Genomic DNA, 20,266 nt, shown 5'->3' with positions numbered 1-20,266 from the left:
TGCGACCGGCCCGCCCGATACACAACCCGTTCAGCCCGCCGACCCGCGGGAGCCTCCCGGGCTTCGGCTAGAATCCGCCCATGCCCACGTTCCCGCTGACCCTCGCCGTCATCACCCACAATGAGGCCGGGAGCATCGCACGCTGCCTCGACAGCGTGCCGTTCGCGGCCGAGAAGCTGGTGGTCGATTCCGGCAGCGACGACGACACGGTGGCGATCGCGCAGGCGCACGGCGCGCGCGTGGTCCACCAGGACTGGCTCGGCTTCGGCGCGCAGCGCAACTTCGCCAGCAGCCAGTGCAGCCACGACTGGATCCTGGTGCTGGACGCCGACGAATACCTCACGCCGGAACTCGCCGCCGAGTTGCAGCAGCGGCTGCCGGCCCTGATGGCCGGTGGCGCGGCGGCGGTGTACCTGCGCCGCAGCACGATCTACATGGGCCGGCCGATGCGCTGGTACCGCCCGTCCGTGGGCGAGAAGCTGGCGCGGCTGTACCACCGCGGACGTGCGCGCTGGAGCGATGCGCGGGTACACGAGTCGCTGCGCTTCGAGGGTGCCGTACCGACCCTGCGCGCCCCGTTCAACCACGCCAACAACCCGACGCTGCCACACAAGCAGCTGAAGGTGCTGCGCTACGCCGAACTGAAATGCCGCGACTGGCTGGACAAGGGCAAGCCGGTACGGATGTGGCAAGCGCCGTTCGTCTACGCGCTGGCCTTCCTCAAGGACTATCTGTTCCGGCTGGCCTTCCTCGACGGCTGGCGCGGCTTCCTGATCGCGCAGACCGCGGCCAGCTACGCGCTGTACAAGCGCATGCGCTACTACGAGATGGTCAACAACCCCAAATCGGTCGCGGACGCGGCCGATTTATTGAACAAACATCACATGGATCGCTGAAGCACAGGTTCGCGACGCAGCATGCTCAAGCGAACCCGCTCGGCACCTTCGCCTCCTCTCCCTCCGGGAGAGGATTGAGGTGAGGGTGCGGGGGCTCGCCGTAACCTTCATTTTGCAGCTCTTGCAACCCACAACTCGCCATTGCCCATGCCTCCCAAAAAGCACTACCTCCTCTACGGCTCCGAGCGCTACGCGCTGGCCATCCTGCGCCCGCTGCAGGAGGCCATCCGCGCCCGCGGCGACGAGGCCGCCTGGTTCTTCGACGGTCCCGGCGCGGAGGATCTGGTCGCCGGCGAGCGCCTGCTGACGGTCGAGGAAGTGCGCGCGTGGCAGCCGCTGGCGGTGATCACCTCGTCCAACGCGGTGCCGCACTTCTTCCCCGGGGTGAAGGTGGAGACCTTCCACGGCTTCGACGCCGGCAAGCCGCGGCACATCTACGTGCGCGGCTTCTTCGACCTGTACTGCACCACCGGCCCGCGCGACACCGCGCAGTTCCAGGCGATCGCCGACAAGCTCGGCCACTTCAGCGTGATCGAGACCGGTTTCCCCAAGCTCGACCCGTTCATGCAGCAGATCAGCGGCCCGCTGCCGCCGGTACGCCAGCCGCCGGTGATCCTGTACCACTCCACCTTCTCGCCGTCGTGGAGCGCGGCCGAAACGCTGTACGAGGAAGTGAAGCGGCTGTCGCGCGACGGCCGCTGGCGCTGGATCGTCAGCTTCCATCCGAAGATGAACCCGGAAACCACCGCGAAGTTCAAGGCGCTGCAGAACGAGTACCTCAGCTTCGCCGAGAACGACAACATCCTGGAACTGTTCCCGCAGGTGGACATGATGTGCTCGGACACCTCGTCCGCGCTCAACGAGTTCCTGCTCACCGGCAAGCCGGTGGTGACGTTCAACAACCGCCGGCCGGGCCCGCAGCTGATCGACATCCACGACGCGAAGGATTTCGAGCCGGCGATAGAGCGAGCGCTGAGCCGCCCACCGGAACTGATGGCGGCGATCCGCGCCTACGCCGACGCGATCCACCCCTGGCGCGACGGTCGTTCCAGCGAACGCGTGCTGGAGGCGATCGACACCTTCATCGCCCGCGGCGCGAAGAACCGCCGGCGCAAGCCGCTGAACCTGTGGCGCAAGCTGAAGATCCGCCGCCGCATCGGCTACTGGGGGCCGGCCTGACCTCGCCGTCCGCCGACCCGGTCGCCTTGCGGCCACAGGCCACAGGCTAGAATCGCCCCCAGTCCGCCGAGAGTCCGCCCGTGCCGTCCAGCTCCTACCGCCGTTCCGAACACCTGCGCGCCGTGTGGCCCTGGCTGCCGCTGTGGGCCGTCGTGGCGCTGCTGGCGATCTTCTCGCACGGACCGATGCCGCTGTACTCCACGCGCACCCTGGCGGTGGCGTGGGAAATGTGGAACCAGGGTCACTGGCTGGTGCCGCACATCAACGGGGCGCCGTACAGCGAGAAGGCGCCGCTGCTGTTCTGGCTGATCCAGGCCGGCTGGTTCGCGTTCGGCGTCAGCGACGTGTGGCCGCGCGTGCTGGAGGTGCTGTTCGGCGGCACACAGCTGGTGCTGGTGTCGCTGCTGGCGCGGCGCCTGTTTCCGGACCGGCCGTGGATGGCCAAGGCCACGCCGTGGATGCTGCTGGCGTTCGGCTATGCGTTCCTGTTCGGCCTGCAGATCATGTACGACGTGCTGCTGGCGGTGTGGGTGCTGGCCGCGTTGCTGTGCCTGACGCCGAAGCCGCAACGCAGCGAACCGCGCTGGCTGTTGTTCGGCCTCTGCGTGGGCTTCGGGCTGCTGACCAAGGGTCCGGTGATGCTGCTGCACGTGGCCTTCCCGTGGCTGCTGGGCCCGCTGTGGAACGCCTGGGCCGGCCGACACCGCGCGCGCTGGTACGGCCGCGGCGTGCTGGCGCTGCTGCTCGGCGGCGCGATGCTGCTGGCCTGGGCGCTGCCGGCCGGCTTCTCCGGCGGCGAGGCGTACCGGCAGCGGCTGTTCTTCACCCAGACCGCCGGCCGCGTGGTCGACAAGCTGGCCGCGGGCAAGGACCTGCAGAACCACGCCGAGCCGATCTGGTTCTACCTGCTGTGGCTGCCGCTGATGCTGTTCCCGTTCAGCGGCTGGCCGCGCGCGTGGATGGCCGTGGCCGGCCTGCGCCGGCCGCTGGAATCGGGCCTGCGTTTCGCGCTGTGCTGGCTGCTGCCCAGCTTCATGGTGTTCTCGCTGATCAGCGGCAAGCAGCTGTACTACCCGTTGCCGGAACTCGGCGGCATCGCCCTGCTGCTGGCCGGGGCGATCGCCGTGCTGCGCGAGCGCCGCCCGAACCTGGCCTACAACGGCTGGCTCGGCACTTGGCCGCTGGGCGTGGGCGGCATCGCCTTCGCGCTGGCGCTGTTCCTGCTGCCGCTGCTGGTGGACGGCAACCACCTGCACGGCGAATGGGCCGATGCGGCGGCGCCGTACAGCCGCTACTTCGGCATGCTGTTCCTGCTGCTGGGCAGCCTGCTGCTGTTGCGCGGTCGCGGCGAGCTGCGCCGGTTGGCGGTGGCCGGGCTGGTCGGCGTGCTCGCGCTCAACACCCTGTTCACGCTGACCCTGTGGCCGCGTTACGACCTGCGTCCCACCGCGCTCCTGCTTGGCGCCGCCGACCAGGCCGACCGGGCGATCGCCTTCATGGGCAACTACGAAGGCCAGTTCCATTTCGAAGGCCGGCTGACCCGGCCGATCGAGGAGCTGCTGGGCGACCCGGCCACGCAGGACCAGGCCGTGCAGGACTTCGCCCGCGCCCACCCGGACGGCCTGATCGTGGTGCGCGTGGACCGGACCGACGCCAACGACCTGCGTTACGCCTTGCTGGTGCAGCCATTCCGCTCGTCATGGCTGGTGGTCTGGCCGGCCACCTCGCTGGCCGACCTGCGGGCTGGGCACACACCGCCGGAACCGGCCCAGCCGACCCGGGTCTACCCGGCCGACGACTGGCGCTACCGCATCCAGCCATGAACGCCGAGCTGATCGCCAGCCTGCGCCAACAGTGCGGCGGCCCGCGCGATGGCGCGCTGCTGCGCTTTTCGCTGGGCAGTGCGCTGCTGGCCGCGGACGATACGGGCGCCGCGATCGAGGAGCTGCGCCGCGCGGTGGCTTTCGACCCGACCTACTCGGCGGCGTGGAAACTGCTCGGCAAGGCCTGCCTGGCCGGCGGCGACGAAACCGCCGCCGTCGACGCCTGGCGCAGCGGCATCGCCGCCGCCGCGCAACGCGGCGACAAGCAGGCCGAGAAGGAAATGGGCGTGTTCCTGCGCCGGCTCGAGAAGCCACGCTCGTAGAAGCGCGCGTAGCGCGGCCTATCCCTGTTCGCGGTCGTACGGGCTGATCAGGCCATCCGCCGAATAGCGCTTGTACTGCCACTGGTACTGCGGGAAGGCCAGTTCGACGCAGTCCTGCACGCCCTGGTTGAGCGCACGGCAGGCGACGCCGAGATCAGCGTCGGCCAGGCCCGCCGGCGCCGGCAGCAGGTGGATGCGGTAACCGGTGCCGCGCGGCAGCCGCTCGGCGAAGGCATACAGCACGGCCGCCCCGGTACGCGCGGCCAGCCGCGGCAGCAGCACCATGGTCAGCGCGTCGCGGCCGAAGAACGGCGCGATCCGGCCCTCGCCCGCGCGTGGCTTCTGGTCCGGCAGGATGCCCACCGTGCCGCCCGCAGCCAGCCGCTTGTACAGCGTGCGCACGCCGGCGCCGTCGGCACGCACCTGCTCCGGCGCCAGCGCGCCGCGCACCTTGCGCAACAGGCCCTCGACCGCGGCGATCCGCGGCGGCCGGTACAGGATCGCCATCGGCGTCTTGCGGCACAGCCAGTAGTTCAAGAGCTCCCAGCAACCCAGGTGCGGTGCGGCGATGATCACGCCCCTGCCCGCGGCCAGCGCGGCATCCAGCAGCGCCTCGCCGCGCACCTCGCGCACCAGCGCCAGCGCGCGTTCGGCACCGGCGCCCCAGACCTTGATGATCTCGGTGACCGACTTGCCGCTCTCGGCCACCACCTCGCGCAGCAGCGCCGCCCGGGCCGCTTCATCCAGTTGCGGCCGCGCGATACGCAGGTTCGCCGCGGTATGGCGCACCGTGCGGCTGCCACGCCACAGCAGCAGGCGACCCAACCCACCGCCGATGCCGTGCAGCACACGCAGCGGCGGCAGCGCCAGCAGACGCAACAGGAAGTAGACCAGGTACATGTCGATACGCATCCGCGCAGTTTACGGGAGGCTGCTGCGCAGCACGCTGCCATGCCGGCGGCCGGGCACCTTTCCCCGGCTGCGGCGGCGCCGTAAGCTGGGCGCCCTGCCATCGCCATGCGCCCATGATTGCCCTGATCCAGCGTGTACTGTCCGCCAGCGTCAGTGTCGGCGACGAAACGGTCGGCGCGATCGGCCCCGGCCTGCTTGCCCTGGTGGCGGTGCAGCCGGACGATGGCGAAGCGCAGGCGAAGCGCATGCTCGAGCGCCTGCTTGGCTACCGCGTGTTCGCCGACGCCAACGGCAGAATGAACCGCTCGCTCGCCGATACCGGCGGCGGCCTGTTGCTGGTCAGCCAGTTCACCCTCGCCGCCGACACCCGTTCCGGCATGCGCCCCAGCTTCACCAGCGCGGCGCCGCCCGAGCACGGCCGGCGCTGGTTCGAGCGGCTGCTGGAATTGGCCCGCGCCGCCCATCCGGGGGTGGAAAGCGGACGCTTCGGCGCCCATATGGTGGTGCGGCTGGCGAACGACGGCCCGGTCACGTTTCGGCTCGATACCGGCTGAACGGACGCCCACCCGCATGGCCCGGCCCGAGGCGGTCGTGACGCGGCAATACCGCGATCTGGCGCGATTTTTGCGTACCTGATCGCAGCCTTTTTCCACTTGAAAACTGGTCAAAAAAGCAGCACATCGCTATAATGTCCGGTTCTTGAACCCTGCGGCGGTCGGTGAATGAATAGCAAAGCTCCCCACGAGCAACAGTCTGAAATCAAGGCGCTCATCTCCAAGGGCCTGGAGCAGGGCTACCTGACGTACGCCGAGATCAACGACCACCTGCCCGACGACATCGTCGACCCGGAGCAGATCGAAGACATCATGGCGGTGCTCAAGGGCGTCGGCATCGAAGTGCACGACGCCGCGCCGGACACCGACCCGCTGGCCGACAAGGCCGGCAGCAGCACCGACGACGAGGCCGCCGCCGAGGAAGCCGTGGCGCTGCTGTCCGCAGTGGATTCCGAAGTGGGCCGCACCACCGACCCGGTGCGCATGTACATGCGCGAGATGGGCACGGTCGAGCTGCTCACCCGCGAGGGCGAGATCGCCATCGCCAAGCGCATCGAGGAAGGCCTGGGCCAGGTGCAGACCGCGCTGGCCAGCTTCCCGCTGACCATCGAGTTGCTGCTGGAGGAATACGACCAGCACCTGGACGGCAAGCGCCGCCTCAGCGAGATCCTGGCCGGCTTCCTCGACCTGGAGGAAGCCGCCGACCTCGCCCGCAAGGAAAAGGAAGCCGCCGCGCTGCTGGCCGCCGAGGAAGAGGCCGACAGCGACAGCGAAGCCGACGAGGACGAGGACGACGGCGCCAGCGAGGACGAGGAAGAAGCCGGCCCCAGCGGCCCCGACCCGGAAGAGGTCAAGCGTCGCATGGAACTGCTGCGCGAGCACTACGCCAAGTTCCAGAAGGCCGCGCCGAAGGCCGCCAGCATCACCGACAAGAAGATCGTCAAGCTGCGCGACCAGATGGCCGAGGAGTTCCTCAAGCTCAAGCTGCCCAGCGCGCTGATCGACGGCTTCGTGCGCAAGCTGCGCGAGGTGGTCAACGACATCCGCCACCACGAGCGCGTGCTGATGGACATCTTCGTCAAGCAGGTGAAGATGCCCAAGGCCGAGTTCATCAAGGCGTTCCCCAGCAACGAGGGCAACCCCGAGTGGGTCGCCGAGCTGAGCCGCAAGCGGCAGAAGTGGTCGCCCAACATCAAGATCTACCGCGAGGCGATCGACGCCGAGCAGGAGAAGCTCGCCGCGATCGAGCGCAAGCTGTTCCTGCCGCTGATCGACATCAAGGACATCAACCGCGCCATGGCCAGTGGCGAGGCCAAGGCCCGCCGCGCCAAGAAGGAAATGGTCGAGGCCAACCTGCGCCTGGTGATCTCGATCGCCAAGAAGTACACCAACCGCGGCCTGCAGTTCCTTGACCTGATCCAGGAAGGCAACATCGGCCTGATGAAGGCGGTGGACAAGTTCGAATACCGCCGCGGCTACAAGTTCTCGACCTACGCCACCTGGTGGATCCGCCAGGCGATCACCCGCTCGATCGCCGACCAGGCGCGCACCATCCGCATCCCGGTGCACATGATCGAGACGATCAACAAGTTGAACCGCATTTCCCGCCAGATGCTGCAGCAGTTCGGCCGCGAGGCTACGCCGGAGGAACTGGCCAAGGAAATGGAGATGCCCGAGGACAAGATCCGCAAGGTGCTGAAGATCGCCAAGGAACCGATCTCGATGGAAACCCCGATCGGCGACGACGAGGATTCCCACCTGGGCGACTTCATCGAGGACGGCAACGCCAGCTCGCCCATCGACTCGGCGACGGAAACCGGCCTGATGGAAACCGTGCGCGACGTGCTCGCCGGGCTCACCCCGCGCGAAGCGAAGGTGCTGCGCATGCGCTTCGGCATCGACATGAACACCGACCACACGCTGGAAGAGGTCGGCAAGCAGTTCGACGTCACCCGCGAGCGGATCCGCCAGATCGAGGCCAAGGCGCTGCGCAAGCTGCGTCACCCCAGCCGCTCCGAGCAGCTGCGCTCGTTCCTCGACGTCGAGTAAGCCCGCCGCGCCATCGCGACAGCGAAGAAGCCCCGCCGATGCGGGGCTTCTTCGTTTCGCCGGCTCAGTCGACGTCGTAGAAGAACTGCTCACGCACGATCTTGCCGCCATGCACGCGGTACACGCAGATCTCGCTCATGTTCATCCGGCCGCGACCCTTCATGGTCACGTCCAGCGCCAGCGCGATGCTGAACCAGTTCTCCGCGATCACCGGCTCGCTCACGCTGCCGCCATGCACCGCCTCGATCATCGCGTTGAACTGCCGCCCCTTTTCGTAGATTGCCGCCAGCCCCTGCACACTGCCCAGAGCGCCCGGCGGCAGACCCTCCGGCTCGATGCTCACCGCGTCTTCCGCGTACAGCTCGCGCTGCGCGCTCTCGTACTTGCCTTCCCGGCACAACTCGACCAACCGTTTCGCGATCGCTTCGGTGTTCATGCGCCTGGCTCCGGTGTGAGGGGGCAACCAGCCTACGCTCCGGGCAACCACCTCACCACCGGCGGCCGGCAGGCCACCTCGTGCACCGTGCGTTCGCTACGGTAGACTCTCGCCCTTGCGCGGGCCTATAGCTCAATGGTCAGAGCAGGGGACTCATAATCCCTTGGTTCCAGGTTCGAGTCCTGGTGGGCCCACCAAGACATCCGCCGCCCGCACAAGAGGTGCGCGATCCGGCAAGGTTTGGCCAAAACGGCCAAACTTTCACGGACGTCTTGCGAGTTTGGCCAGATTGGCGGTTGCGGAAAAGCGCTTCTTCACGTCCAATCCCCTTCGGATGGGGGATTGGACTCCAAACCACGGTGCTACTCAAAAGCGGGGGGACGTCGAATCCCTCTGAGACTCCACTAAGGCGTTGGGAGCCAAGACGGTGGCGCCCCAGGTGCTGCTGACCTGAACCCTTGATGGCTCCCGGGATGGGGGCGGCGCTTTGCCGCGCCCAAGCTAGACCTCATCTAGGCGGGAGTGCGGTACCGTTGTTCCTAGAAATAGTGGCTCTCAGTGTTTGTCAGCACAGGATATTGGGGCGCTTCCGCACTCAAGTTGTCATCTTTGGTGCCGACCATAGTTTTTAGGCGGCGCCTGAATTCCGGAGTGTGCTGAGTGGCTGTTGTTTTCGGTCTCGAATGGTGAGATTGTCGGCCTCGTGGCAGATATCGATCGTAAATTCGTGTAGTTTTTTTGCTTGCAATAGTGTCACACATCGAGGTAAGCTAGGCGGCCGCTAGGAGCGGCTTTATTTGTCACCCTACCCGCAACGGGAGTGAGTGTTATGACCACCAACATGAAGCGTGCCCAAGAGTTGATCTTTGGCAACCTTGGTGCGTCCAATTTCAAGATGTTCCCGGGCAGCAACCGGGAAGTGACGGCCGAGATGATCGCAAAGGAAGTTGCGAAGGTTGTCGATGAGCTTGGTGCCGGTGAGCTGGTCGAGATCGACTTGGCTGACTGAGCTCTTGGAAGAACTCACGGATGAGCTTTGCTGCCCTTTACGAATACTGCCAGAGCTTAGCAGTCCCCATCGGGCAGAACGCGGTCAGAGAAAAGGTTTGTGAGTTGACGGGCCGGACGGGCCTGATCAGGGTGATGTGCTCCAACCAGCTCGCCGACGAGGTGATGTGGGGCTGCATTGTGTGGCCAGGCACCGTCAAGCACCCTTACGCCCAGTTCTGCAACGGCGAGCCGCTTATCGTGGTAGCGCGCGGTCTCGATGAGCGCGAACGGCGCTTTGTTGTGGTCAAGGAACTGATGCACCTCTTTGATGAGGCGCTTGAGCGTGTCAGCACGCCGCAGGAGTTTGAGGAGCTTCTCACCCACATGAGCGCACCGGCGCCAGACGGCCGTTCGGCTGCAATGCAGTCGGAGGCAAACTGCATGTGGATGGCACTAACCGTCATGTGTCCCGAAGCAATGCGTCAAGACCTTCAGCGTAAGCGAGAAGCCGGCGAAATCGGCGATGTCGATATCGCAGAGCGACTCAAGATCCCCGAGGTTTACGTGCCACTGCTCTTCGTACCTAACTTCAAGCAAATCGTCACGTACTTGACCAACTGCTGAGAAAGTTTCGATACATGAAGCAAAGGCGCCCTTGGGCGCCTTTGCGCTTTCCGCTGTTGCCCGGTCCCGCTTGGTTTGTGGCGTTGGCTTGCGCTTAGATGTACTGACCCAGTGAAAACCTGCTCAGGTGTTACCTTGAAGAGGAACACCCCATGAGCATCACGATGGACGAAGAGATCAAGCGTTGGACGGCACGCCGGAAGGCGGCGCTGGTACTGGAGATCGTGCAAGGCAAGACCACGGTGGCGGAAGCCAGCCGGCAGTTTGACCTGCAGCCCTCCGAGATCGAGGAATGGATCGACCAGGGCAAGGCGGGGATGGAGAACGCCCTGCGCGCCAAGCCGGAAGATGTGCGCGAGCAGTACGAGCGACAGCTGAAGGACCTACAGGAGGCCTACGGCGAGGCCATGCTGGAGCTGCGCGCACGAAAAAAATTGGCGTCCCTGTTGGGCAAGGACGAGACCTGATGGTCACGATCCAGCAGGGACTGCAGGAGGACGGCATCGCGGTATCGATGGCCAAGCTGTGCCGGTGGTTTGGCGTGGCGCGACGCACGGTGTACTACCGGCCGACCAAGGCGCCGCCGGAGGTGAACGAGGCGTTGGCCACACCGATCAAGGCGTTGATTGAGGAAGAACCTTCGTTCGGTTACCGCACGGTGGCTGGGCTGCTGGGCATGAACAAGAACACCGTGCAGCGGATCTTCCAGCTCAAGGGCTGGCAGGTACGCAAGCGTGCGGTGGGCCATCGCCCGCGTGTCCAGGCCTTGCCTTCCGTGGCGACGGCACCGGATCAGCGCTGGGCCACCGACCTTTGCCGCATCTGGGGTGGTCGCGATGGCTGGCTGACGCTAGCCCTGGTCATCGACTGCCACACCCGCCAGCTGCTGGGCTGGCAGCTCTCGCGCAGTGGCAAGGCCAGCACGGCCGCCGCGGCCCTGGAGCAGGCACTGCTTGCGCGCTACGACACGTTGGGGCGGGTTGCAACGCCATTCCTGCTGCGCTCGGACAACGGCTTGGTGTTCACCAGCCGCATCTACACCCGGCTGGTGCGCAGCTACGGCCTGAAGCAGGAGTTCATCACCCCGCACTGCCCGCAGCAGAACGGCATGGTCGAGCGCGTCATCCGCACCTTGAAGGAGCAATGCGCCCATCGCCACCGCTTCGAGACCCAGCAGCACGCCATGCGCGTGATCGGCGACTGGATCGGCTTCTACAACCACCGGCGCCCGCATCAGGCACTGGGCATGAAGACACCCGCTCAAGCGTATGCTTTAGCGGCCTGACCTGTGCAGGAACCGCTGGGTCATTACATAGACACCCGCCGGCTCGTTTCTAGACGTGGGCGATTACATGTTGCCTGGCCGCAGCGCGCCGTGGCTGTGAGCGTTTGTCGGCCCTGTTGATGCTCTCGCTTCAACGTCGGCCAGGCCGATATTCATGGGGGCAACTATGGGGGCATCAGCGCGGATGATCTAAGCACAATTGGCTCAAGAAAAAGCTTCTCTAGCCCTAATTTGGATGCTGGTGGGCACCAAGACATCCGCCGCCTGCACAAGAGGCAGCGACTGGCCGGCCTCGAGCCCGCCATGCCGGGCCGACAGCCCCGGCACCCCCACGTGTCATGCCACCCGCGGCCACCGAAACGTGACGAATTTCACGGTTGAAATGGCCGGGAAATGAAAAACTGTGCGCAGTTTCACTCTGTACAGCTAACATGATCGTCGTGAGACGACCTTCCCGGCCACCCCCGGCACAGATGGATCCAAGCCCGCCATGGCGGGCTTTTTCATGCTTGAAACTCGTCGTGCCGACCTTACCCAGGTTCGACGATGCCCACAGAAAGGACGCCAGCATGGTGAGGGAAAGCAGGATGCAGTACCCGCTGCAGGCCTGGATCGAGGGCCATTACGCGCGCGACTGCGGCGAGCCGCGAGAAAAGTGCCCTTACGAGCATGGCTCCACGATGGCTCTCGCCTGGCACAGCGGCTGGTGCAACCGCGAGCAGCTGGGCGTCACGAAAGGCCCGGAAGCGGAAGCCGACGATTAGTCACGCCACATCGGGACCATGCCCGGGCGAGATGCCGCTCATGCTTTCCCGCGCGGGAAGCCGGCGATGCCGGCGGATCCACCGCCGGTCGGCGCCCTCGATAGAAAAACTATCTTTTGAACATGCCGTGCCGGCTCGATTCGAGGGGTGGCTTGCCGCACACTCGCCGGCATGATGAGGATGGCAACCGGCAGGCGACCCGATGCGTAGCAAGCTGTTCGTGCCCGGCTCGCGGCCGGAGCTGTTCGCCAAGGCGCTGGCCGGCGACGCCGACGCACTGTCGTTCGACCTGGAGGATGCCGTCGCCGAGGGCCGCAAGGCCGAAGCGCGTGCAGCCGTGGCGGACTTCGTCGCCGGCGACACGGTGGCGCAGGCGGCCAAGCTGGTCATCGTGCGCACCAATGCAGCGGATTCGCCGCATTTCACGGCAGACCTCGCCGCGATCGTCCGGCCCGGCGTCACCCTGATCAACCTGCCGAAGATCGAATCGGCGGACGCCCTGCTCGCCGCCGTGGCCGCGATCGAGGCAGCCGAACACGCGAACGGCGTGACGCATCCGATCGGCCTGCTGGTGAACATCGAGACGCCGCGCGCGCTGGCCGACGCCGCGCGCATCGCTGCAGCGCATCCGCGTGTCGCCGGGCTGCAGCTGGGGCTGGGCGACCTGTTCGAACCGTACGGCATCGACCGCGCCGACCCGCGCAACGTGCACGCGGCGATGTTCGCCCTGCGCATGGCCGCGGCGCAGGCCGGCGTGTTCGCGATGGACGGCGCCTTCGCCGCGCTCGACGACGACGACGGCTACCGCGAGGAAGCGCGCATGGCGCGGCGGCTCGGCTTCATCGGCAAGAGCTGCGTGCATCCGCGCCAGGTGGCGCTGGCGAACGCGGCGTTCGTGCCGTCGGAGGCAGAACTGCAGGCGGCGCAGCGGATCGTCGAGGCCGCGCAGGCCGCCGCCGCGCAATCGCGCAGCGCCTTCGTGGTCGACGGCCGGATGATCGACCCGCCCTTCCTGAAACGCGCACAGGCCCTGCTTGCCGCCGCAAGGCGATCGGGCTGATGCGCGGGCACGGGGGCGTGGAGACCGCGTTTGCTTCCAACCCGGTGTCGCGCGCGCTGCGCGCGTGGCTGGGCCTGCTGCTGCTTGCCGTGCTTGCGCCCGCGCCGGCGCAAAGCCTGGCGCCGCTGCGCAGCGGGCAGCTGCCGTCGCTGGAAACGGGTGCGCCGCTGCGCGACATCGCCGTCATCGACGGCCGGCCACTGGCGCTGGCCGACGGCGAAGCGTGGCGCCTCGACCAAGCCGGCAAGGCTTGGGTCCGATTGCCCTGGCCAGCCGGCGCATCGCATGTCGCAAGCATCATCGACGACGGCACGCAGGCCTGGCTGCTGAGCGAAACGCCGGACACGCACGAAGTCACCGGCGTGGCCCGCCTGCACGCCGGCGACGAGCAGCTCCAGCTGCAGCCGCTGCCGCCCTTGCCGGCCCCGCTGCGCGATGCGCGCGGGGCGTGGGCGAACGATACCTTGTCGATTGCCGGTATCGGCGCGGACGGCAAGGCACAGCTGCTGCAGTTGTCGACCAATACGCAACAGCCGCGCTGGAACACGTTCGCCGGATGGCCCGGCAACGGCGCGCCCAGCTCGGTGGTCGCCCGCGCCGCTGCCGTGCTGGTCAGCGTGCCCGACGCTTCCGGCACCGGCGAGAAATTGTGGCGCTGGAGCGCCGGCGACGGCTGGAGCGAACGCGGCCAGGTGCCCGGCCGGCTGCTGCCCGGTTCCGGCCATGCGCTGGGCCAGGCGAACGCGCTCTACCTGGTACGCGACGACGGCGCGCACGGGCAGGCGCCGGCCCGGCTGATGACCTTCCAGACCATCACCAGCGCATGGGCCACCCTGCCCGGCGCCGCACCGGCCGGCGTGGTCGCCGCCGGTGCGTGGACCGACGGCCTGTTCTGGGCGCAACGCAGCGCCGACGGCACGCGCGTCGACTTCGGCTACGCCAGCGTGCAGTCCAGCAAGCAGCTGTTGCGCTGGCTGGACTGGATCGTGCTCACGGTCTATCTGCTCGGCATGCTCGGCATCGGCCTGTATTTCTACCTGCGCGAGAAGCGCAACTCCACCGCCGGCTTCTTCGTCGGCGGGCGCAGCATCCCGTTCTGGGCCGCGGGCATCAGCCTGTACGCCACCAACACCAGCTCGATCAGCTTCATCGCGATCCCGGCCAAGGCATTCGAGACCAACTGGCAGTACCTCACCAACAACCTGATCGCGATCCTGGGGCTGATGTTCGTGGCGGTGTGGATCGTGCCGCTGCTGCGCCGGCTCGACCTGATGAGCGTGTTCTCCTACCTGGAGACGCGCTTCCACCCCGCCATCCGCATGCTGGCCAGCGCGCTGTGCATCGTGATGCAGATCGGCAGCCGGATGAGCGTGATCCTGTTCCTGCCGGCGCTGGCGATCGCCACCATCACCGGCATCGACGTGGTGTGGAGCGTGCTGATCATGGGCGGGTTCACCATCCTGTACACCACGCTGGGCGGCATGAAGGCGGTGATCTGGACCGATTTCGTGCAGGTGTTCGTGATGTTCGGCGGCGCGCTGTTCGCGATCGGTTTCATCATCTGGAACATCCATGGCGGCGTGCCGGCGTTCTTCCACACGGCGATGGCCGAGCACAAGATGCACTTGCTGGATTTCAGCTTCGACCTGACCAAGGCGACGGTGTGGGGCTTCGTGTTCCTGGTGCTGTTCGACGTGGTGCTGACCTTCCCCAAGGACCAGGTGCTGATGCAGCGCATCCTGTCCACCCGCTCGGACAAGGAAGCCGGCCGCTCGGTGTGGACCTTCGCCGCGGTGATGATCCCGGGCGGCTTCATGTTCTACCTGATCGGCACGGCGCTGTGGGTCTACTACAAGTCGCACCCGGAGCGGATGAACCCGACGCTGCCGATCGACGCCACCTTCCCGCTGTTCATCGCGGCCGAGCTGCCGATGGGCGTCACCGGCCTGATCATCGCCGGCATCTTCGCCGCCGCGATGTCCACGCTGTCGAGCATCATCAACAGCGTGTCCACCCTGGCCTCGGTGGACTTCTACGAGAAGCTGGCAAGGAACCCGACGCCGAAGAAGAGCGTGCTGTTCGCCGAGGTCACCGGCGTGGCGGTCGGGCTGGTGGCGATCGGCCTGGCCATCGTGCTGTCGCGCTTCGACATCCACTCGCTGTTCGACGTCTCGATCGAGCTGGCCGGCCTGCTCGGCGGCGGCTTCGCCGGCGCCTACACGCTGGGCATGTTCACCCGCCGCGCCAACGCGCCGGGCGTGGCCATCGGCATCGGCTCCAGCATCTGCCTGACCCTGGTGGCGTGGTGGTTCAAGCTGGTGCATCCGTACTTTTACCTGGCCATCTCGATCCTGCTGTGCATCGTGATCGGTTATCTGGCCAGCCTGTGCTTCCCGGCCTCCACACGCTCGCTGAAGGGGCTGACCATCTACGCCGACCGCACCGGCTGAGTGCCTTCGAGCACTCGCCGCGAGGCCGCCGGACACGGCATGATGGAAGCGACCGGCAGGCTCCGCTTACCTGCCGCCCAGACCAGCGAGGCGCCGTGGAAACCCAGTTCCTGCACACCTTCATCACCATCGTCGACCAGGGCTCGATGGCGGCCGCGGCGCGCGTGCTGAACATCACCCCGGCGGCGGTGGCGCAGCAGATCCGCACGCTGGAGCGCGAGATCGGCGCCCCCCTGATCGCCCGCGTCGGCCGCACGGTCAGCGTCACCGAGGAAGGTTCGCGCATCCTGCAGCGTTCGCGCGATCTGCTGCGCCAGGTGGCCGACCTGCGCAGCGTGGCGAACGAGAACGCGGTCTCCGGCGAACTGCGCCTGGGCGCCTGCCCCACCGCGCTGGCCGGCATCCTGCCCGACGTGCTGGCGCGCATGGTCGACGCGTTCCCGCAGATCAACGTGTTCATCAAGCCGGGCTATTCGGCCGAGCTGTACCGTGCGGTGGAAGCCGGCGACCTCGACGCGGCGGTGGTGCTGCAGGCGCCGTTCGCGCTGCCCAAGACCTGCGAATGGCTGCTGCTGCGCGAGGAGCCGCTGATCGTGCTGGCGCCGAAGAGCATGGCCGGGTGCGACCCGCACGAGCTGCTGGCGACCCAGCCGCTGATCCGCTACGACCGCAACCAGTGGGGCGGCCGCCAGGCCGACGAATACCTGCGCGCGCACGGCATCGTGCCGCACGAGCGTTTCGAACTGAATGCGCTCAACGCGATCGCCGTGATGGTCGACCGCGGCCTCGGCGTGTCGCTGGTGCCGGACTGGGCGCACCCGTGGCCCGAAGGCGTGCAGCTGGCGCGCATCCCGCTGCCTGCGCCAACGGTGCCGCGGCGCATCGGCATCGTATGGTCGCGCTCCAGCGTGCGCGTGCGGCTGGTCACCGTGTTCCTGCAGGAGAGCCGCAAGGCGGTGCAGGCGCGCGCGTCCTGAGCCTGCCTGCACGAAGCCGATGACGCTGTTGTTGCATCGCGGCACACATTTGCTTCGTTCGTAAGCAACAAAAACTAGCCTCTGAACATAGGCCGCGCTGGTTCATTGCGGACGGCGAAGCGCATAGGCTCGCCCAGAATCACGCACAGGGCTGCCGGACGCCGGGGAGGGCGCCGCGAATGAAACACATCCCAGATCGTTCCTGACGCACTGCGCTGCATTGCGCTGCATCGCGGCCGCCGTTCCGGTCGGGCCGCGGCCACCCCACACCACGATGAGACACGCCATGATCAAGCCACTCACCGCCGCGATCGGCAGCATCCTGTTGTTCTCCGCGATCCCGGCCGGCGCGCACGCGCAGGACAGCGCGTCCGCCGGCGCCAGCGCCGCCGCACAGGACGCCGGCACGCAGGGCACGAAGAAGAAGGACGACAAGGTCGTCGACCTGAACCGCATCATCGTCACCGGCACGCGCACGCCGAAGGCGGTCGACGAGATTCCCGGCGCGATCACGGTGATCTCGAAGGAAGAGATCCAGCACACCCTGCTGGTGACCGAAGACGCCACCGCCGTGCTGGCGCGCTCGGTGCCGGGCTACGCGGAATCCTCGCAGGCGATGAGCAACACCGGCGAGACGCTGCGCGGACGCATCCCGCTGCGCCTGTTCGACGGCATCCCGCAGGGCTCGCCGCTGCGCGAGGGCACCCGCAACGGCACCTTCACCGACATGGGCATCATCGGCCGGGTCGAGGTGATCAACGGCCCGTCCGCCTCCGAGGGCATCGGCGCCGCCGGCGGCATCATCAACTACATCTCCAAGGTGCCGACCAAGGACGGCGCCGAGACCACCTTCACCACGCGCTACCAGACCCAGGGCCACGGCGGCAGCGAAGGCTGGAAGACCGGCCTCACCTTCGCCGCCAAGCAGGACGCCTACGACGTGCTGCTCTCGGCCTCGTACATCGACCGCGGCATCAGCTACGACGGCAACGGCCGCCGCATCGGCATGAACACCAGCGGCTCGCTGGCCGACTCCACCTCGAAGAACCTGTTCCTCAAGGGTGGCTTCAACTTCGGCGCGGCCAACGAGCAGCGCCTGCAGGCGACCTACAGCCACTTCAAGATCGCGGGCAAGGGCAACTACATCCAGATCCTCGGCTGCCGCGGGCCGGACGACGACCCGCCGTGCGCCGTGCCGCGCACCAACACCTCGGAGAAGGGCCACATCTTCGGCTCGAAGGACGCATTCAACGACTTCGAGCAGTACAGCCTGGCCTACAGCAACGCCGATTTCTTCGGCGGTGCGCTGGAGATCAACGTCTACAAGGCCGACCAGGCGATGCGCTACCTGCCCGAGAACAGCTCGGACAAGCAGGATCCGCTGATCGCGCCGCTGGGCACGCTGTTCGACCAGTCGGAAATCGACTCGCACAAGAAGGGCATCCGCACCTCGTGGACCCGTTCCGACCTGTTCGACGTGAGCGGGCTGGAGCTGCACACCGGCATCGACTTCGGCCGCGACAGGGCGCAGCAGCAGCTGGCGCTGACCAAGCGCCTGTGGGTGCCGCCGATGAACTACAAGAGCACGGCACCCTACGCCCAGCTGTCCTGGGACGTCGGCCCGGTGACCCTGAGCGGCGGCATCCGCCGTGAGGACGACAAGCTCACCGTCAACAGCTACACCACCACCTACTACCGCAACCGCGTGTTCGTCGAGGGCGGCGGCGTGAAGTACACCAAGAACCTGAAGAACTTCGGCGCGATCTGGCGCATCGGCAGCGAGTGGTCGCTGTTCGGCTCGTACAGCGAAGGCTTCACTTTGCCCAACATCGGCATCCCGCTGCGCAACATCAACGTGCCCGGGCAGTCGGTCAGCCGCATCCGCGACCTCGACGCAATCATCTTCAAGAACAGCGAGGCCGGCTTCAACTGGCGCGGCGAGCACGGCGCGTTCGGCGCCACCCACTACATCTCCAAGTCGCCGTTCGGCGCCTCGCTGGCGATCGACCCGAACACCAGCGACTTCATCCTGACCCGTGCCCCGGTGCGCATCGAGGGCACGGAACTGACCGGCGAATGGCGCTTCTCGGATGCGTGGAAGGCCACCGGCCTGTACTCGCGCATTCGCGGCAAGACCTCGTTCTGGTCCGCTGATCCGGCCGGCCGTTACGGCGCGGGCGGGCTCACCAAGCCGATGGGCGTGCTCGACATCAACCCGGACAAGTTCGCCGCCGCGGTAACCTGGAACTTCCTGCCCAACGCCGACGCCACGCTGGGCTTCACCACCCTGTTCGACCGCCACATCTCCGGCAGCGACACCCGTGCCTTCGACAACCGCACGTTCAGCTACGACGAGCAGACCCACGGCTACACCCTGTTCGACCTCGGCGTGAACTACGACATGGCGCGCTACGGCAAACTCTCGCTGGGCGTCGAGAACCTGTTCGACAAGCAGTACATCCTCAGCTGGTCGCAGCTTGCGGGCTACCAGAACTACTGGGCCGGCCGTGGCCGCATGACTTCGCTGACGTATACGATCACGTTCTGATCCCGGCGTGACGCATACCGGTCGCGACGCCTCGCCTCCCCGTGGCGTCGCGACCCGGCGAGGACCCCAGATGATCGACCTGCCCAGCACCCCTGCCCGCAGGAACACCGCCTGGTCGAGGCTGCTGATGGCGGCGCTGCTGTGCGCGGCGGTGTCGCCACGGGCCGCCGCGGCCACGCCGCTGCCGCCGCAGACGCGGCCCGAGGCGCAGGGCGTGTCGTCCGCACGCCTGCAGCGCCTGCACGACTTCATGCGCCAGGCCAGCGGCGCCGACGGCTACCTCGGCGGCGTCACGCTGGTGGCGCGCAACGGCCGCATCGTGGACTGGCAGGCGTACGGCTTCCGCGACCTCGCGCGTCGCGAGCCGATGCGCAGGGACGACATCTTCCGCATCTATTCGATGACCAAGACGGTGACCTCGGTCGCGGTGATGATGCTGGTGGAGGAAGGCAAGCTCACCCTGGAAGATCCGCTGTCGCGCCACCTGCCCGGCTTCGACGTGTCGCAGGTGCTCGTCGGCGGCAGCGTCGATACGCCGAAGCTGCGGCCGGCCAGCCGTCCGGTCACCCTGCATGACCTGCTCACCCACACCGCCGGCTACCCGGCCGGTCGCAAGGGCGACGAGCTGGCAGGGCAGCTGATGGAACGCATCAACCCGCATGGCGCGAGCGACCTGCGTGGCTTCGCCGAACGCATGCGCCGCGTGCCACTGGCCGCCGACCCCGGCACCCGCTTCGGCTACGACGGCGCCTCGCTGGAACTGCTGGCGCGGGTGGTCGAGGTGGTCTCGGGGCAGTCGTTCGAGAGTTTCCTGCAGCAGCGCATCTTCGACCCGCTGCAGATGCGCGACACCGGCTTCCGCGTGCCGGCGGCGAAGCGGGAGCGCGTGGTGGACCTTACCCGCATGAATGCGGACGGCCGACTGGAACGCGCCGACACCCTCAGCGCCCGCCACCCGGGCGAGCCGCTGAATGCGTACGCCAGCGGCGCCGGCGGCCTGTATTCCACCGCCGGTGACTACGCCCGCTTCGCGCAGATGCTGCTGGACGGCGGCACCCTGGACGGCCACGTGCTGCTGGGTCGCAAGACGGTCGAGCTGATGCTGCGCAACCACCTCACCATGCTCGACCCGCCGGTCACCCAGTTCAGCGACGCCGAAGGTTTCGGCATCGGCGGCTACGTCGTGCTCGACGCGGCGAAGCGCGGCCAGCTCGGCTCGCCGGGCCAGTTCGGCTGGAGCGGCGCGGCCTCGACCAGCTACAGCATCGACCCGCACGAACACCTGCTGATGATCCTGCTGCTGCAGCACCTGCCGCGCGACAACGGCGGCAAGGACCTGCCGCGGATCAGCCGCCGCTTCTACGACCTGGTCTACCAGGCACTGCAATGACCTCGC

18 protein-coding genes and 1 tRNA gene are annotated in these 20,266 nt (G+C 67.2%); 17 read left to right on the top strand and 2 right to left on the bottom strand.

Annotated features, from left to right (window positions below; genetic code table 11):
* Positions 1 to 80 precede the first annotated feature (80 nt).
* The 4 genes from R5H19_RS00360 (at position 81) to R5H19_RS00345 (ending at position 4,221) form a co-directional block, all read left to right on the top strand.
* Complete coding sequence (locus R5H19_RS00360) at positions 81 to 896, top strand: glycosyltransferase family 2 protein (RefSeq protein ID WP_318156991.1); 816 nt, start codon at positions 81 to 83, stop codon at positions 894 to 896.
* Positions 897 to 1,043: 147 nt separating this feature from the next.
* Positions 1,044 to 2,075 carry a CDP-glycerol glycerophosphotransferase family protein gene (locus tag R5H19_RS00355; protein WP_318156990.1) on the top strand — a complete coding sequence of 344 codons (1,032 nt, stop codon included), beginning with the start codon at positions 1,044 to 1,046 and terminating at the stop codon, positions 2,073 to 2,075.
* 80 nt (positions 2,076 to 2,155) lie between these two features.
* Positions 2,156 to 3,898, top strand: a complete 1,743-nt coding sequence (locus tag R5H19_RS00350; RefSeq protein WP_318156989.1) for a glycosyltransferase family 39 protein — start codon at positions 2,156 to 2,158, stop codon at positions 3,896 to 3,898.
* The gene (locus R5H19_RS00345) at positions 3,895 to 4,221 is read left to right on the top strand and encodes a tetratricopeptide repeat protein (RefSeq protein WP_318156988.1); all 327 of its coding nucleotides are present in this window, start codon (positions 3,895 to 3,897) and stop codon (positions 4,219 to 4,221) included. The genes R5H19_RS00350 and R5H19_RS00345 overlap by 4 nt, the downstream gene beginning before the upstream one ends.
* A gap of 18 nt (positions 4,222 to 4,239) precedes the next feature.
* Here the strand turns inward: R5H19_RS00345 and R5H19_RS00340 are convergent, their stop codons facing one another.
* A complete protein-coding gene (locus tag R5H19_RS00340) occupies positions 4,240 to 5,133 on the bottom strand; it encodes a lipid A biosynthesis acyltransferase (RefSeq protein WP_318156987.1) in 894 nt (297 codons plus the stop codon).
* A 113-nt stretch (positions 5,134 to 5,246) separates the two neighbouring features.
* On the opposite strand from R5H19_RS00340, the gene dtd reads away from it, so the two are divergent.
* Positions 5,247 to 5,687 carry a D-aminoacyl-tRNA deacylase gene (gene dtd, locus R5H19_RS00335; RefSeq protein WP_318156986.1) on the top strand — a complete coding sequence of 147 codons (441 nt, stop codon included), beginning with the start codon at positions 5,247 to 5,249 and terminating at the stop codon, positions 5,685 to 5,687.
* A gap of 168 nt (positions 5,688 to 5,855) precedes the next feature.
* Positions 5,856 to 7,736: an RNA polymerase sigma factor RpoD gene (gene rpoD, locus R5H19_RS00330; protein WP_318156985.1), complete on the top strand. Its 1,881-nt coding sequence runs from the start codon at positions 5,856 to 5,858 to the stop codon at positions 7,734 to 7,736.
* A 64-nt stretch (positions 7,737 to 7,800) separates the two neighbouring features.
* On the opposite strand, the gene R5H19_RS00325 is transcribed toward rpoD, so the two are convergent.
* Positions 7,801 to 8,172 carry a SnoaL-like domain-containing protein gene (locus R5H19_RS00325; RefSeq protein ID WP_318156984.1) on the bottom strand — a complete coding sequence of 124 codons (372 nt, stop codon included), beginning with the start codon at positions 8,170 to 8,172 and terminating at the stop codon, positions 7,801 to 7,803.
* A 121-nt stretch (positions 8,173 to 8,293) separates the two neighbouring features.
* On the opposite strand from R5H19_RS00325, the gene R5H19_RS00320 reads away from it, so the two are divergent.
* The 11 genes from R5H19_RS00320 to R5H19_RS00270 all read left to right on the top strand — a co-directional run bounded on the left by R5H19_RS00320 (position 8,294) and on the right by R5H19_RS00270 (position 20,260).
* Positions 8,294 to 8,369: transfer RNA gene (locus R5H19_RS00320), tRNA-Ile, on the top strand.
* Positions 8,370 to 9,001: 632 nt separating this feature from the next.
* A complete protein-coding gene (locus tag R5H19_RS00315; RefSeq protein ID WP_318156983.1) occupies positions 9,002 to 9,181 on the top strand; it encodes a hypothetical protein in 180 nt (59 codons plus the stop codon).
* Between the two features lie 20 nt (positions 9,182 to 9,201).
* Positions 9,202 to 9,786 (top strand): hypothetical protein, encoded by a 585-nt coding sequence (locus R5H19_RS00310; RefSeq protein WP_318156982.1) that lies wholly within the window; start codon positions 9,202 to 9,204, stop codon positions 9,784 to 9,786.
* A 152-nt stretch (positions 9,787 to 9,938) separates the two neighbouring features.
* On the top strand, positions 9,939 to 10,253 hold the full coding sequence (locus R5H19_RS00305) for a transposase (RefSeq protein WP_318156981.1): 315 nt from the start codon (positions 9,939 to 9,941) through the stop codon (positions 10,251 to 10,253).
* Positions 10,253 to 11,071, top strand: a complete 819-nt coding sequence (locus tag R5H19_RS00300) for an IS3 family transposase (RefSeq protein WP_318156980.1) — start codon at positions 10,253 to 10,255, stop codon at positions 11,069 to 11,071. Before R5H19_RS00305 ends, R5H19_RS00300 begins: the two co-directional genes overlap by 1 nt.
* A gap of 587 nt (positions 11,072 to 11,658) precedes the next feature.
* Positions 11,659 to 11,835, top strand: coding sequence for a hypothetical protein (locus tag R5H19_RS00295; RefSeq protein WP_318156979.1), 177 nt, complete (start codon positions 11,659 to 11,661; stop codon positions 11,833 to 11,835).
* A gap of 202 nt (positions 11,836 to 12,037) precedes the next feature.
* On the top strand, positions 12,038 to 12,895 hold the full coding sequence (locus R5H19_RS00290) for a CoA ester lyase (RefSeq protein ID WP_318156978.1): 858 nt from the start codon (positions 12,038 to 12,040) through the stop codon (positions 12,893 to 12,895).
* Positions 12,895 to 15,345 (top strand): sodium:solute symporter, encoded by a 2,451-nt coding sequence (locus R5H19_RS00285; protein WP_318156977.1) that lies wholly within the window; start codon positions 12,895 to 12,897, stop codon positions 15,343 to 15,345. The genes R5H19_RS00290 and R5H19_RS00285 overlap by 1 nt, the downstream gene beginning before the upstream one ends.
* 95 nt (positions 15,346 to 15,440) lie before the next feature.
* Positions 15,441 to 16,322, top strand: coding sequence for a LysR family transcriptional regulator (locus tag R5H19_RS00280; protein ID WP_318156976.1), 882 nt, complete (start codon positions 15,441 to 15,443; stop codon positions 16,320 to 16,322).
* Positions 16,323 to 16,608: 286 nt separating this feature from the next.
* Entirely contained in the window at positions 16,609 to 18,870 is a 2,262-nt protein-coding gene (locus R5H19_RS00275; protein WP_318156975.1) for a TonB-dependent receptor, read from the top strand.
* A gap of 70 nt (positions 18,871 to 18,940) precedes the next feature.
* Positions 18,941 to 20,260, top strand: coding sequence for a serine hydrolase domain-containing protein (locus R5H19_RS00270; RefSeq protein ID WP_318156974.1), 1,320 nt, complete (start codon positions 18,941 to 18,943; stop codon positions 20,258 to 20,260).
* Positions 20,261 to 20,266 lie beyond the last annotated feature (6 nt).

Source organism: Rhodanobacter sp. KK11 (genome assembly GCF_033345435.1).
GTDB lineage: Bacteria > Pseudomonadota > Gammaproteobacteria > Xanthomonadales > Rhodanobacteraceae > Rhodanobacter.
The sequence above is the reverse complement of the archived record's forward strand: the minus strand, read 5'-3'. Positions and strand labels throughout refer to the sequence as shown.